The 14,601-nt window shown below is 39.6% G+C and carries 13 protein-coding genes; 2 read left to right on the top strand and 11 right to left on the bottom strand.

Translation table 11 applies throughout. The features are described from left to right. Nucleotides 1-10 precede the first annotated feature (10 nt). The 6 genes from mutS to IGI97_RS01565 form a co-directional block, all read right to left on the bottom strand. Nucleotides 11-2,587, bottom strand: coding sequence for a DNA mismatch repair protein MutS (mutS, locus tag IGI97_RS01590; protein ID WP_425151580.1), 2,577 nt, complete (start codon nt 2,585-2,587; stop codon nt 11-13). Then, nucleotides 2,588-2,974 carry a RicAFT regulatory complex protein RicA family protein gene (locus tag IGI97_RS01585; RefSeq protein ID WP_002368471.1) on the bottom strand — a complete coding sequence of 129 codons (387 nt, stop codon included), beginning with the start codon at nt 2,972-2,974 and terminating at the stop codon, nt 2,588-2,590. It lies immediately after the preceding gene. A gap of 73 nt (nt 2,975-3,047) precedes the next feature. Further along, nucleotides 3,048-3,845 (bottom strand): TIGR00282 family metallophosphoesterase, encoded by a 798-nt coding sequence (locus tag IGI97_RS01580; protein ID WP_002354864.1) that lies wholly within the window; start codon nt 3,843-3,845, stop codon nt 3,048-3,050. 159 nt (nt 3,846-4,004) lie between these two features. After that, on the bottom strand, nt 4,005-5,561 hold the full coding sequence (rny, locus tag IGI97_RS01575; protein WP_002354863.1) for a ribonuclease Y: 1,557 nt from the start codon (nt 5,559-5,561) through the stop codon (nt 4,005-4,007). A gap of 396 nt (nt 5,562-5,957) precedes the next feature. Further along, nucleotides 5,958-7,004, bottom strand: a complete 1,047-nt coding sequence (gene recA, locus IGI97_RS01570) for a recombinase RecA (RefSeq protein WP_002354860.1) — start codon at nt 7,002-7,004, stop codon at nt 5,958-5,960. A gap of 113 nt (nt 7,005-7,117) precedes the next feature. Next, nucleotides 7,118-8,362, bottom strand: coding sequence for a competence/damage-inducible protein A (locus IGI97_RS01565; RefSeq protein WP_010820333.1), 1,245 nt, complete (start codon nt 8,360-8,362; stop codon nt 7,118-7,120). A gap of 191 nt (nt 8,363-8,553) precedes the next feature. Here IGI97_RS01565 and IGI97_RS01560 point away from each other — a divergent pair, with 191 nt between their 5' ends. Beyond that, nucleotides 8,554-9,759, top strand: a complete 1,206-nt coding sequence (locus IGI97_RS01560; protein ID WP_438737852.1) for a sunset domain-containing protein — start codon at nt 8,554-8,556, stop codon at nt 9,757-9,759. A 78-nt stretch (nt 9,760-9,837) separates the two neighbouring features. On the opposite strand, the gene IGI97_RS01555 is transcribed toward IGI97_RS01560, so the two are convergent. The 3 genes from IGI97_RS01555 to IGI97_RS01545 form a co-directional block, all read right to left on the bottom strand. Then, complete coding sequence (locus IGI97_RS01555) at nt 9,838-10,467, bottom strand: NAD(P)-dependent oxidoreductase (RefSeq protein WP_002365397.1); 630 nt, start codon at nt 10,465-10,467, stop codon at nt 9,838-9,840. Nucleotides 10,468-10,525: 58 nt separating this feature from the next. Continuing rightward, complete coding sequence (locus IGI97_RS01550; protein WP_002383201.1) at nt 10,526-10,951, bottom strand: Rrf2 family transcriptional regulator; 426 nt, start codon at nt 10,949-10,951, stop codon at nt 10,526-10,528. 88 nt (nt 10,952-11,039) lie between these two features. Next, nucleotides 11,040-11,423 (bottom strand): YccF domain-containing protein, encoded by a 384-nt coding sequence (locus IGI97_RS01545; RefSeq protein ID WP_002358999.1) that lies wholly within the window; start codon nt 11,421-11,423, stop codon nt 11,040-11,042. A gap of 163 nt (nt 11,424-11,586) precedes the next feature. Between IGI97_RS01545 and IGI97_RS01540 the strand changes: the two genes are divergently transcribed. Continuing rightward, a complete protein-coding gene (locus tag IGI97_RS01540; RefSeq protein ID WP_033594254.1) occupies nt 11,587-12,378 on the top strand; it encodes a hypothetical protein in 792 nt (263 codons plus the stop codon). 52 nt (nt 12,379-12,430) lie between these two features. On the opposite strand, the gene IGI97_RS01535 is transcribed toward IGI97_RS01540, so the two are convergent. Together IGI97_RS01535 and IGI97_RS01530 are read right to left on the bottom strand one after the other, a co-directional pair. After that, nucleotides 12,431-13,567, bottom strand: coding sequence for an ArgE/DapE family deacylase (locus IGI97_RS01535; protein ID WP_002367472.1), 1,137 nt, complete (start codon nt 13,565-13,567; stop codon nt 12,431-12,433). Nucleotides 13,568-13,696: 129 nt separating this feature from the next. After that, nucleotides 13,697-14,581, bottom strand: coding sequence for an RsiV family protein (locus tag IGI97_RS01530; RefSeq protein WP_002387401.1), 885 nt, complete (start codon nt 14,579-14,581; stop codon nt 13,697-13,699). Nucleotides 14,582-14,601: the final 20 nt, after the last annotated feature.

Genomic DNA, 14,601 nt, shown 5'->3' with positions numbered 1-14,601 from the left:
CGGTTCCTAATTAGATACGTTTTTGCAATTGATGAAGCATGTTTAACGCATCTAGTGGTGTCATTTCTAATAGATTCATTTTCTTCAATGTGTCAATGACACTTAATTCTTCTGTTGAAACTTCTTTAAATAATGAAAGTTGCTCGGTTTCTTCATGTACTTCTGAAACTTCTTCATGATGAACTGAAATTGGAATCGTTGTTTCTTCCGCTTCTAAAGCGGATAAAATGGTGGCTGCTCGTTCTAAAAGCGGGCTTGGTAAACCAGCGATTTTAGCAACATGTATCCCATAGCTCTTATCAGCAGGTCCTTCCATCATTTTATGAAGAAAGACCACTTCGCCATCTTTTTCGACAGCGCCCACGTGAATATTCTTCAAGCCTTTTAAGGTTTCATCTAGAACAGTTAGTTCATGATAATGTGTAGAGAATAGCGTTTTGGCTTGTACTTCACGATGGATATATTCAATGATGGCTTGCGCTAGCGCCATCCCATCATAGGTTGCCGTGCCGCGTCCTAATTCATCAAATAAAATTAGGCTGTTAGGCGTGGCGTGTCGCAGTGCTTGGTTAGCCTCCATCATTTCTACCATAAAGGTACTTTGCCCTGCAATTAGATCATCAGAGGCCCCAATCCGTGTAAAAATTTGATCGAAAATTGGCATTTCAGCACTTTCCGCTGGTACAAAACAGCCAATTTGCGCCATGACCACCGTCAAAGCCAATTGACGCATGTAGGTACTTTTCCCTGACATGTTTGGTCCAGTAATCAAGAGAATATCTGTTTCTGGGTTCATGCGGATACTGTTTGGAATGTATTCTTGATGCCCTAAAACTTTTTCCACGACTGGGTGTCGTCCTTCGACAATCGCCAAATTTTTCGTGTTACTTCTTAACGTTGGTCGAACGTATTGATACCGTTCACTAATTGTTGCAAAAGATTGTAAAACATCAACCGCACTAATGGTTTTAGCCAATGTTTGCAACCGATCAATGTTCGTTTTCACTTGTTCTCTCACGGCCAAGAACAATTGATATTCTAGTTCAACTGATTTTTCTTCGGCTTCTAAGATTAAACGTTCTAGTTCTTTTAGTTCTGGCGTAATAAAGCGCTCCGCATTAGCTAATGTTTGCTTCCGCTCGTATTTTCCTTCTTCTAAATTCGCTAAATTTGACTTAGTGATTTCAATGAAATAACCAAAGACACGATTGTAGCCAATCTTCAAGTTTTTAATCCCTGTTTCTTGGCGTTCTTTCGCTTCTAACTCCGCTAACCATTGCTTACCATTGCGCATGGCATCACGGTATTCATCTAATTGGTCGTTATAGCCGTCTTTAATGACATTTCCTTCAGTAATTTGTAAAGGGGCTTCTTCATTAATCGCCGTCGCAATCAATGCCACTAAATCTTCAACAGGGTTTAAGTCGACTAACAAATCATCCCATTCCCCTTGATTGATCCCGACAATTAACTGTCGAATCGTTGGTACTTGTTCTAAAGAGGTCCGTAATTGAATTAAATCACGCCCATTCACACTGCCGAATGCCACGCGTCCTGCTAACCGCTCTAAATCATAAACGTTCGTCAATGCTGCTTGCAAATCCAAGCGTTCAAAATAGGCATTTAATAAGGATTGCACCATTTCTTGACGCGTCTTAATTTGACGTTCCTGAATTAGCGGACGATCCAACCATTGTTTTAATAAACGGCCGCCCATAGCTGTTTTCGTTTCATCTAATAACCACAAAAGAGTCCCTTTTTTCTGTCCTGTTCGAATCGACTGACTCAATTCTAAATTGAATTTAGAATAATGATCCATTTTCAAGAAATGATCTGGCTGATATTCCACAGCTTTCTGAATATGGGACAAGCTCCGCTTTTGGGTAACGGATAAATAAGATAATAATTTGCCTGTAATTTCAATTTCTAATGGATTAATCAGTTCATTGGTTAAAAAACTAAACTCGGCATTTTCTTCCACCGTTTCTTGTGTCGAAAAGATGATGTTTAAACGTAAACTTAAGTTCTCTTTTAACGATTCAGGAATCCCTGAACCTAGGACCATTTCTTTTGTTTGCAACGCAGAAGCTTCGTTCAAAACGCCCTCTTCATCAGCCAAGACTGCTGTTTTTAATTCGCCTGTACTCAAATCTACATAGGCAAAACCGAACTGATTACCATCTGTTAGCACAGCGGTTAAGTAATTATTGTCTTTGGCTTCCAAGCCTTTACTATTCATCACCGTTCCTGGCGTTACCAACTGCACCACTTCTCGTTTGACCATGCCCTTGGTAGTCTTTGGATCTTCCACTTGCTCACAAATCGCTACTTTATAGCCTTGCTCAATCAACGTATCAATGTAGCCTTGCGCGGCATGATAAGGAACGCCACACATAGGAATCGGATCATCCGCATTGCGGTTACGACTGGTTAACGTCAATTCTAAGATTTGCGCTGCATTGATAGCATCTTCATAAAATAATTCATAAAAATCACCTAAGCGATAAAATAAAAACGCATCCTTGTATTGGGCCTTAATGGATAAATATTGTTCCATCATGGGTGTATTTTTTGTCTTTTGTGGCATTTAATTCCCTTCCTTCTCTAGCTCTTCGTTCACGCGGTATTGAATGAGCGCCGTGACATGTTGGACTAAGTCATTGGCTTCGATCAGTTGTTCGCGGTAGGATACAACGAGTGGGTGCTCATCAAACTCTTTTGTTTTCGCATCAGCTCGTTGAATGGCTTCTTTTTCAGCAGTTGGTTTGCCATAGTGAGCAAATTGAACCGCATCTTTTTGCGCAGCTTTAATTTCTTCCACTAATTCTGTCAGCTTTTTGTTTTTCTTTACCTTTTCTTCAATCGCTTGGTAGCGCTGAATGACTTCATCTTGTCCAATTAAATGTAACAATTTTTCTAATTCTTTATTACTTTGTGCATCTAAATTCAACGGCTCCATTTTTTTCACCTTCATCTTTCACCGGCACTTTTTCTATAAGAGCAGAAAAAGTTAACCTCTTAATGATCCGAGATTAACTTTTCTTCTATTATTCTTGAAACGGGCGATCTTCGCTAATCTGAATCGGCTCAATCATCTTCGCTTGGCCCGTTTGGTCATCAATCTCTAAAATACAGGCAGATAAAATTGTCCGCCCTGTTTCGACTACCTCAAAGCGCTTCGGCAATGCTGTCATAAACTTCTCAATAATCGGTTCACGCTTCATTCCTAAAATCCCATCATAAGGACCGGTCATACCGACATCACTTAAGAAGGCTGTCCCTTTCGGTAAAATCCGAGCGTCATTTGTTTGAACATGCGTATGTGTTCCAACAACGGCTGAAACTTGGCCATCTAAAAACCAGCTCATGGCTTGTTTTTCGCTTGTCGTTTCGCCATGAAAATCCACAAAAATGAGCGGTGTCCGTTTGCGAGCGATAGCCACTAGCTCGGCGGCTTTCTTGAAAGGATCTTCCAATGGCACCATAAATGTGCGGGCCTGTAAATTAATCACCGCTAGTTCCAATTGATTGACTTTCACAAAAACCATTCCTTGACCAGGCACATCTTCTGGAAAGTTCGCTGGACGAACCATTTTCTTCGCATCATCAATGAATTCAAAGATATCCTTGTTGTCCCACGTATGGTTGCCCATCGTGACAACATCGACACCATCTTGCAAAAATTTCTTATAAATCTTGCCAGTAATTCCCCGACCAGATGCCGCATTTTCACCATTGGCAATGGTCACTTGTGGACGATATTTCTTCTTTAATTTAGGGACATACGTTGCTAGGGCTTCTCTTCCTAAAGAACCGACAACATCTCCTATAAATAATATACGCAAAAAGGTTCCTCTTCTCTTTTTAACATCTCTTGTTTATTATAGTTGTTTTCGCTTTGAAAAGAAAGTTTTGGTTTTAAAAGATTAAAAAAAGTGTCTCAACGAACAATCCTTGCAATTGTTCGTTGAGACACTACACGCGATACTTATTCGCTTTTTATTTTATTTCGCATAGTCAACGGCACGTGTTTCACGGATAACCGTTACTTTGATATGTCCTGGATAATCCAAGTCATCTTCAATTTTCTTCCGAATGTCTCGAACTAAACGAACAGATTCTAAATCAGAAATTTCTTCTGGTTTCACCATGACACGAACTTCACGTCCTGCTTGAACAGCAAAACTTGAATCAACGCCTTCAAAACTATTAGAAATATTTTCTAAGTTTTCTAAGCGGCGAATGTAGTTTTCTAACGATTCACTACGTGCACCTGGACGGGCTGCAGATAACGCATCTGCGGCTGCCACTAAAACAGAAATAACTGAGGTTGCTTCCACATCACCATGATGCGAGGCAATGGCATTAATAACTACTGAATTTTCTTTATATTTCGCAGCTAATTCTGCGCCAATCTCAACGTGAGAACCTTCAATTTCATGATCTAATGCTTTCCCAATATCATGTAGTAAACCTGCACGTTTGGCTAATTGAACATCTTCGCCTAATTCGGCGGCTAAAACGCCAGCCAGTTTTGCTACTTCGATTGAATGGTTCAAGACATTTTGACCATAACTTGTTCTGAAACGTAAACGGCCTAAAATTTTAATTAAATCAGGATGTAACGTATGAGCACCTACTTCAAAGGCTGCTTGTTCTCCGTATTCACGAATCCGTTCATCCATTTCTTTACGTGATTTTTCTACCATTTCTTCGATACGAGCGGGATGAATCCGACCATCTTGGATTAATTTTTCCAAGGTCATTCGAGCGATTTCTCGTCTGATTGGATCAAATCCGGATAACACAACCGCTTCTGGCGTATCATCAATGATTAAGTCAATCCCTGTTAATGTTTCCAATGTACGAATATTACGTCCTTCACGACCAATAATGCGACCTTTCATCTCATCATTTGGTAAAGTGACCACGGAAACAGTTGTTTCAGAAACAGAATCGGCGGCGCAACGTTGAATTGCTAGGGAAAGCAAGTTCTTCGCTTTGCGATCAGATTCTTCTTTGGCACGTTGTTCTGACTCCTTGACCATCAAGGTTAGTTCATGATTCAACTCTTCTTCTGTTGACTTCATAATAATCGATTTTGCTTCTTCTTTTGAAAGGGAAGCAATTCGTTCTAATTCTTGATGTTGCTGATTAATTAAGTTTTCTACTTCTTTTTCTCGCTCATCAATTAATTGCTGTCTAGCACCAAGTTTCTCTTCTTTTTCTTCCAGTGAGCCTTCACGTTTTTCAAGAGAGTCATCTTTACGATCCAACGTTTGTTCCCGTTGAATTAAACGATTTTCTTGAGATTTAAGTTCTAATCTGCTTTCTTTCAACTCACTTTCAATTTCTGAACGATACTTCTGGTTCTCTTCCTTAGCTTCTAGCAATGCTTCTTTTTTCAGTGTTTCTGATTCTTTCCGAGCGTTCTCGAGAATACTCGACGCTGAAATTTTTGCACCATTTATTGCTTTATCATGACGTGACTTTGCAATAACAAATCCTAAACCAAGACCGACAATCAAACCGACGATAGCGAGGAGAATATTTAAAACCATATTTCCACCTCCATACTATCTTTTTGTTAATTCATATCTTGTAGTTTTTTGATAAACTAAAATCAATTATCAATATGCCTACTTGCATATTTGTGCATACACACAATTTTATTCTAATGTTTGTCGCGAAAGGTGTCAACTTAAAAAAGCCCTTTCTTTTGGAAAGGGCAGCAAATATTAGACAACGTCACATTTTTAGGTTTCCGCCGTCACGAATTGTTTAAATTTTAGAACAAACGCCGCATAGTCTGCCGTTTGACTAAGCTGCTTGATGTGGATGGGTTCGGACATGGACAACAGTCTCTTTAACAATTTAGTTCTAAACAAAAAAAGACAACACCTGTCCTGTTCAGTAAGTGTTGTCCTTCTTCTTAACGAGTCGTATTCACTCGTTATCTATTCATCTAAGGGTAATTCTTCTTGACCTTCTGCTTCTTCTGTAATGGTTGAACCGTCACCGATGCCGTATGCATCACGGACCAATTTAGACACTTCTGCCATCATTTCAGGATGATCCGCCATGTATTGTTTGGCATTTTCACGGCCTTGGCCAATTCGTTCTTCTTTGTAGCCATACCAAGCACCACTTTTACTGATAAGGTCTTTTTCCACAGCCATATCTAGTAATTCGCCTTCTTGGGAAATCCCTTGGCCATACATGATATCAACTTCTGCCACTTTAAATGGTGGCGCCACTTTGTTTTTAACGACTTTAATTTTTGTGCGGTTACCGACGATGTCTGTTCCTTGTTTTAACTGTTCTGCACGACGGACTTCTAGACGAACCGTTGCGTAGAATTTCAATGCACGTCCACCAGGAGTTGTTTCAGGATTTCCGAACATCACGCCAACTTTTTCACGAATTTGGTTAATGAAAATAGCAATTGTTTTTGTCTTATTAATTGAGCCTGATAATTTACGTAGTGCTTGAGACATTAGTCGAGCTTGTAAGCCGACATGGCTCGCTCCCATCTCACCATCAATCTCTGCACGAGGAACTAACGCAGCAACCGAGTCGATAACAACGATGTCAATCGCACCACTTGAAACTAAGGCATCGGCAATCTCTAAGCCTTGCTCGCCCGTATCTGGTTGAGATAAAAGTAATTCATCGATGTTAACGCCTAGTTTCTCCGCATATTGAGGATCCAATGCATGCTCAGCATCGATAAAAGCGGCTGTTCCACCATTTCGTTGCACTTCTGCAATTGCGTGTAAAGAAACAGTTGTTTTACCTGAACTCTCAGGACCATATACTTCAATAATTCGGCCACGTGGATACCCACCTACGCCCAATGCAACATCTAACGCTAAAGAACCACTAGGGATAGTTGAAATTTTTTGATCAGCTTTTTCGCCTAATTTCATAATAGAACCTTTCCCAAAGTTCTTTTCAATTTTTTTCAGTGCGGCATCTAAAGCCACTTTACGATCATCTGCCAATGGATAATCCTCCTTTAATTTATATAAACTTATTTTTCATTTCCTGTTAGTAGGTCTATCATATCTCTTTTGTACCAAAAAAGCAAGAAAAAACCGAACAAACATTCGCATATTTATTTTTTATTAATGATTCGTCGCCGCAAAAGATCTAACCCTCGCATAACCGCACTCTGTCTAATATAATTTCGATCACGGTTAAAATGGAAACATTCTACAACAGTTGGTTGGCCTTCTTCCGCCAGCCCAATCCAAACAGTGCCTGTCGGTTGACCTTCGATTGGGTCACCAGCGACCCCAGTAAATGATAAACCATAGTTAGATTTAGCTAACTGACGCGCTTTCTCTGCCATTTCTTTGGCACACGCTTCACTTACCGTGCCATGTTCTTCTAAAAGTTCATGAGAAATTCCTAAAAAGTTCTCTTTTGTTTCTTGCGAATACGTCACGAAGCCTCCCTTAAAAATCTTCGAAGCACCCGCAATTTCCCCCAGTGTACTTTGGAATAGGCCAGCAGTGAGGCTCTCAGCAGCCGTGACGGTTTGTCCGTTTTGTAATAACAAATCCACTGTTACCTTGGCTAAACTATTGTCATCCCCATACCCATAAAAATAGTCTCCCACTTTAGCTAAAACCTTTTCTTCCGTCGCTGTTAATAATTCTTCGCCAGCTACTAAGTCTTTTGTTTTAACTGTTAAACGAAGTGTCACTTCATTAGGCTTAGCATAAGGCGCAATGGTTGGATTCGTTTGGTGCGCAATCAACGATTGAATCTCGGTCACCAGCTGTGATTCACCAATCCCATAAAAACGCAAGACTCTTGAAATCAATTGTTCTTCTTGTGGAAACGCATCAATCAATAAAGGTCGTGCCGCTTGTTGGAACATCGGAATTAATTCATTGGGTGGTCCTGGTAAGAGCAAATAGCTTGTTGTGCCTTCTGTTACGAAAGAACCAACCGCTAATCCTGTCGGGTTTTGAAGAACTTGTCCACCTTCAATAGCTAACACTTGTCGTAGATTATTTTCCGTCATTGGCCGCTTAGACTGTTGGAAAAACTGGTGCAAGCGGTTCAATCCTTCTTGATCTTCTACTAATGATTTATGGAGATGTTGTGCGACAACTTGCTTGGTTAAATCGTCTTCTGTAGGTCCTAGCCCTCCACAAAGGACAATTAAATCACTTCTTTGTTCTGCTTCTGTTAGTAGCGTTTCTAAGCGGCCGCCGTTATCACCAACAACGGTCTGATAGTAAACATCGATGCCTAGCGCAGCTAACTCTTCTGATAAAAAGGTGGCGTTGGTATTCACTACTTGTCCCAGTAATAACTCTGTTCCGACTGCAATGATTTCTGCTTTCATTGATTTCCCCTTCTCTAATAACATACGTAGTTAAACTCACTTTCCATTTTAGCACAACAAAATTTTTACAAAAGAATTTGAGCTTCAGGAAATAATTTTTTTATCAGGAAATTTATTAATTATTACGAAAAAAATGTTCATTTTCTCACAATACATTGTATAATAACGTTATATCGAAAGGAGAGAAATGAATGAGTGTAGTAGTAGGACTTTTGGGTCTATTAGGGTTACTTGTCAGCGGGGGACTGACTATCAAAGCATTAATCAAGAAACAACCGAAAAAACAATATGGCTATGCCGCATTAGCAAGTGCCGCTCTATTTATTGGTGGGGTTGCCACGACAGATTCTTCCCCAACGCTTTCACTTGATGCAGAGAGTGTTGAAACCGATGCCAATGGCTCAGCCACCATCAAAGGCGAATACGACGGCAACAGCAAACTAACGGCCAATGGCAAGGAAGTAAAAACGAAAGACAAAACATTTGCTTACAAAGTAAAACTGTCCGATGAAAAAACGCAAAAAATCACCTTTGTGGCTGAGAAGAAAGATACCAAAGTTGAAAAATCAGTCGAAGTCACACCATCAAAAGAATTTATTGCGAGCATCACAGATTCTGAGCAAGAATTGGCCAAAACAGAAAAAGCCTTAGCTTACGCTGAAAAACAACCTTCTCAGAAAAACTATGATGAAGCCGCAACCTTAGTATCTTCATTAAGTCAAGAATACGAGGAATACAATGATCGCCTTGAAAAAATCAAAGAAGCAGTACCTGTTGATGAAGCAGTTACAACTGCTGAAAAATCTAAAAGTAAAAGCGATTATCAAGCAGCTGAAAAATTAGTAGCTGCTGCCCCAGTTGGCAAAGAAGGATTTCAACAACGATTAACGACTGTTCAAACCGCTATCGCTGAAAAAGAAAAAAATGAACAATTAGTCGCCAGTGCAACTGCCGCTGTTGAAAAAGCTGAACAAGAACCAACTAATGAAGCTTACTATAATGAAGCGATCAAACAAATTGACGCTTTAAACTCCCCAAATCAAGCTTTAACAAAACGGGTAGCCGTTGTTAAAACTCAATTAGATGCCCACAAAGAAAAACAACGAAAAGAAGCAGAAGCTCAGAAACTAGCCGCTGAAAAAGCGCAAAAAGAACAAGCCGAAGCGGCAACAAAAGCGCAAGCTGAAGCAGAGGCGCAACAAGCCGCACAGGCACCAGCGGAAGTCGAGACGGCTGCTGCGGAAGCACCAAGCGGTAACGCCTTAATTAAAGGGTCACGTAATGGAATTTATCATGTGCCTGGAAGTAGATATTATAATAGAACCACTAATCCAGTGGCTTGGTTCTCTACTGTTGAAGAAGCAGAAGCAGCAGGATACCGAGCACCCAAACAGTAAATACATTAGCAATAATTAATCAAACAAGAAAATGGGGCCTCCGTTGTTTTAACGGAGGCCCCATTTTTCTTGTTTCTTTTATTGATACACACTAATTCGTTGATTTGGGTGTGCATTACTTTCCACTTCATCTAACATGGCAACGGCGTAGTCTGCGTAACTAATGTAGCTGTCACCTTGACTATTGGTTGTCAATTCTTCGCCAGCGACTTCATAATGGCCTGTCGCAGGACCATCAGCATCAAACATGGCTGCAGGACTAATATAGGTCCAGTGGATGTTTTGAGCTTCTTTCAATAAGTTTAAAGCTTCGCCCATCGCCGAAGCTAATGGCTGAATTTCTGCTGGGAATGATGGTGTATCTTTTAATTGAGTTGTGTGTTCTGGGTCCACATACAAGGTTCCAGCGCCCCCAACGACAAACAAGCGCGTTTTTTGATTGGTTAAAATCTCAATCAAATGCTGGGTAGATTTGGGGAAATCTTGCACATCAGGGAATCCTAAGGCACTAATTAATACATCAAACGCTTGGATATCTTCTGTTGTTAATTGATAAACATCTTTTTCAATGGTCGGTGTGCCATCTGTTATTTTTGAAGCATTACGAACGATGGCTGTCACGTCCATCCCGCGACGTTTAGCTTCTGCTAAAAGTAATTGTCCTTCTTTTCCTGTTGCTCCTAATACTGCTACTTTCATGTAAATCATCCTTTCATTTTTAAATAGAACTAAAATAGTTACATTTAATACTTTAAAAGTAGAGAGATTACTTATCTCTCTTAACTTCTATTTCATGAATCACATCTGCTAAGGTGATGCTTTTCAATTCTTCTTCCATTTTTTGTTGCACTTTAGTAAATTCAGTTTCTAGTACCGATTGGATATTTGCCCCAACGGAACAGTTTGGATTAGGATTTTGATGGATATTGAAAATCTCTCGTTCCAATTCAACCGCTGTATAAATTTCATACAGTGAGATCTCTTCTGGTTTCTTTAATAAGGTATTTTTATTGGCTCCACGCATGGAATGAATCAAGCCGGCTTTTTTTAACTGGCTCATTAGTCGTCGAACAACGACTGGATTCGTATTCACGCTCGAAGCAATGTATTCAGAAGTCACTTGTTCTTGAGGACCTGTTTCAATCAAACTTAAAATATGAATCGCAACACTTAATTTCGTTGACATGGCCATGTCTAATCACTCCAAACTAAATGTAACGTTATTTGTTACATTTATAGAATACGCTGTTTCGTTTTATTTGTCAATGAGAAACCTCTGACTATTCAAAATAAAAATCATTTGTTGAAACAACACGGGCCCCAAACGGCATTAACGCTAATTTCGCCAATTTAAAGGATTGTTGCCCAAACGGAATACCGATGATTGTCAGACAAAGCAACAAGCCACTAATACAATGCCCAATTGCTAATGGTAGTCCACTGATAATCAGCCAAATAATGTTTACCACCAAAGATACGCCGCTATCACTATACACGACTCGCTTTTTAAACGGCCAAAAGCTCAACCCCGCTAATTTAAAACATTGTAAACCAATCGGAATACCGATAATTGTAATACACCAAATCACGCCTGCGAATAGCCAAGATAAGCCACCAAAAAAGCCGCCAAAGATGAACCATAAAATATTGCCAAGTGTTTTCATTCTTGTTCCTCTACTTTCCTCATTAAAAATTATGTATGTGAGTAAGTATACCACGAAAGCTTCTTTTTGTTTCAAACAATATTGTAAGGTCGCTGACTCGTTAAAAGACGAAGACGCTATTTCATGATACAATGAAGAAACTAACGATAAAGGAGCAGACTTCATGGACTTACATTTAACCGTTGATCTAAAAAAAACAAAGACACTCATTGATTTAGCCGATCAGGCCCACTTAATCATTGAACAAACAACTAAATTACCGAAAAAAGAGGCAGCGATTCTTTTCTTGCTAAGAGATAACCAACTAGTTGCTTTAGGACTTGCTGAAGAAAAAGCTACATATAAAGAAGTTTCTTTTGATCACTCGATTTTGTTGAAACCGACTTGGGACACAGAACTTGCCTATTTAGCGCAAGCTTTCCTAGATGATGCGAAAGAAAGTGGTTTAACATTGGAAGCAACCCCAACGACAGTCAAAATTCCGAAAAGTGCGGTAGCGACAGTGACTAACTATAAAGAAACAGTCACCTTTATCTTGGAACGTTTTGGCTACTCTCTGTTTAAAAAACCGGCGCCGAAGAAAGCCAGACCAGCCAAAGCACGCCACAAATGGACAAAAGAAGTCAGCCAAATTCCTTTTTATATTGATACTCGACAAAGCAAAGCAACTGTTTTTTGGCAAAAGCGCAATGAAATGCTTATTAAAGCTGGCGCGACAATGATGCCCGAAGCCCCTTTAAATAAAGACGGGTCTGTCGGTTTCTCCGCTAGATTTGGTGAAAAACTTCGTGATGAACGCAAGAGCCAATTTAAAGACTTTGTCACAACGGAAGATATCGTCTTAAAAAGCGTTAATGAAGTCGGCTTGTTTCTCTATTTTGCTGGAACAAACAGCTGGTTAGAGCTAGTTGATGAGAACGGCAAAACCTTAAATGAATGGACTGTGGTGGAATAAACCTTATAAAAAATGTCGCACCTGATTTTTATGATTCAGGCGCGACATTTTTTTAATTTAAATAACTTTTTGCTATCGCTTGATACTTATCAATCATATCTAAATAATTATCAATTTCGACATATTCGTCGACTTGGTGTGCAGTAGTGGTCACACCTGGTCCAAAGACAACGCAATCAAATGTATTGTCTGATTTAGTAAATTCAGCTAAGTCTGTGGTCCCAGCGCTTGTCACTAATGGTAATGGTTGATCAAATTGGGCTTGAATGGCTTGAATTAACGCAGAATCTTTCTCAGCTTTTACAGGAATTTTATTGTAATCAATCGTTAATTCTAACTGATGTTTTTCTTTTTTGTTCAATTCATCGACAATTTTTTGTAATAATGCAATGACTTGGTCGTTGCTGAATTCTGGAATTGAACGGATATTCCCTTGCAAGGCTGCTTGACCTGGAATACTGTTCACTTGTGTGCCACCTTTAATGACGGTTACATTGTGAATCGTTCGACCTAATTCAGGATTTTCATAGTTTGCTGTGACTTCCGCCATTTGTTGGTTTGCTTCTGTAATAAATTCGTTCAAATTATTAATCGCGTTAATGCCTTCTTCTGGCATCGAACTGTGGGCTTCTTTTCCGTGTGACACAACAGAATAGTTAATTGAACCCATGTGCGCATACATCAAGTTATAATTGGTTGGTTCTCCAATGACTAAGGCACTTAAATCATCCGCATAGCCTTTTTCAGTTAATTGGCCAGCACCTAGCTCACCGACTTCTTCACCAACTGTACCTAAAAATTTAACCGCTCCATTTAATGGAACTTCCTTTTCTTTTAATTCAATCATTGCTAAAACCATTGCGACTAAGCCGCTTTTCATGTCCGTTGCGCCACGGCCATACAATTTATTTCCTTCAATATGGGCCGCAAATGGCGGGAAAGTCCATTGACTTTCGTCCCCTTCAGAAACCACGTCCATGTGGCCACTAAACCCTAAGACTTTTTCTCGGTTTTCACCTAAATAAGCAACCAAACTACTACGATTTGGTGCATAAGAAACAAGTTCAGAAGGAATCTCATATTTCTTCAAAAGATTTTGTAAATAGATTGCCACTTCTTCTTCGTTTCCATTTACAGATTTAATTTTAACCACATCTTGTAAAATACTAATTTTTTCTGATTTTTCCATTGCCATTCGCCCTTTCTTGTTATGCTTAATTCTAGTGTACGCTTCTCTCAGTAAAACCGCAACTGACTTGGTTAGGTCAGCAAAAAACACGCGACAGTTTTAAGAAATGTCGCGTGTTTTTTACTGAGTTTATTTTAAATAATTAGGCGCTGCCAATTCATTTTCAATGACTTGATCAGGAATCACAAATTCAGGAGTGCCCATATAGTAAGGCGCAATCTCTCCTTGGGGAAACACAATCACTAATTGGTGTTTTTCATTGATATAGAAAGGTTGGTCCTTTTTAATTTTTTTGAAGGGTTGAACATCACTGGGGGCATCCTCTTTTTCGGACCAGTATATTTTATTGCTATCGTTCTTCATTTGGTCTGCTATTTGTTGTTTAATTTCACTACTAATGACATCAATGTAAAAATCATTTTTAAAAATTAAGGGGAGTGAAACGACAACATTGGCTCGTTTGTCGATGGTGTCATATTTCGTTGTCGTCGCAGAACTGCCTTTAATTTCTGTGAAGGTTCGTTTGACCACTAGGAAGCGACGGTCGTCCACGACTTTTTCATAATCTCCAGTGACTGAAACACGAGAACCATCAAACAATTGCCCTTTGACTTGTTGAAATTCTGTTTGGGCTTCTTTCAAGTATTTTTTGTTGAGCGTGTCGGCTACTGAAGATTCTTGGGATGTTTGGATTTTAGGGACATCGATGTTTACTTCACTTTCCTGTTTTTTCGCTGTCAACGTTTTGATGGTGACTAATTGAACAATTTTATCTAACACAGGAATGTTGCGGGCTGCTTCACTAAAACCTGGAAACAAATTGACTGATAAGACAAAGCCACAAGCCACTACTAGACTACTTTGCAGTGAGCGGTTTCTAAAACGAAGCCAGGTGTACCGCTTTTTCTCTTTATGAAAACGTGCTTTGACTTCCGCTTGTAGATCCGTTGGCAACGGTTGTTGGCGGTATTCTTTTGAAAAGTTTTTAACAACACTTTTTACAAAATCTTCCATTATTTTTTCGCTTCCTTTCT

Origin of the sequence: Enterococcus sp. DIV2419 (genome assembly GCF_051711865.1) — a bacterium.
Lineage (GTDB): Bacteria > Bacillota > Bacilli > Lactobacillales > Enterococcaceae > Enterococcus > Enterococcus faecalis.
This window is presented reverse-complemented; position numbering and strand designations above follow the sequence as displayed.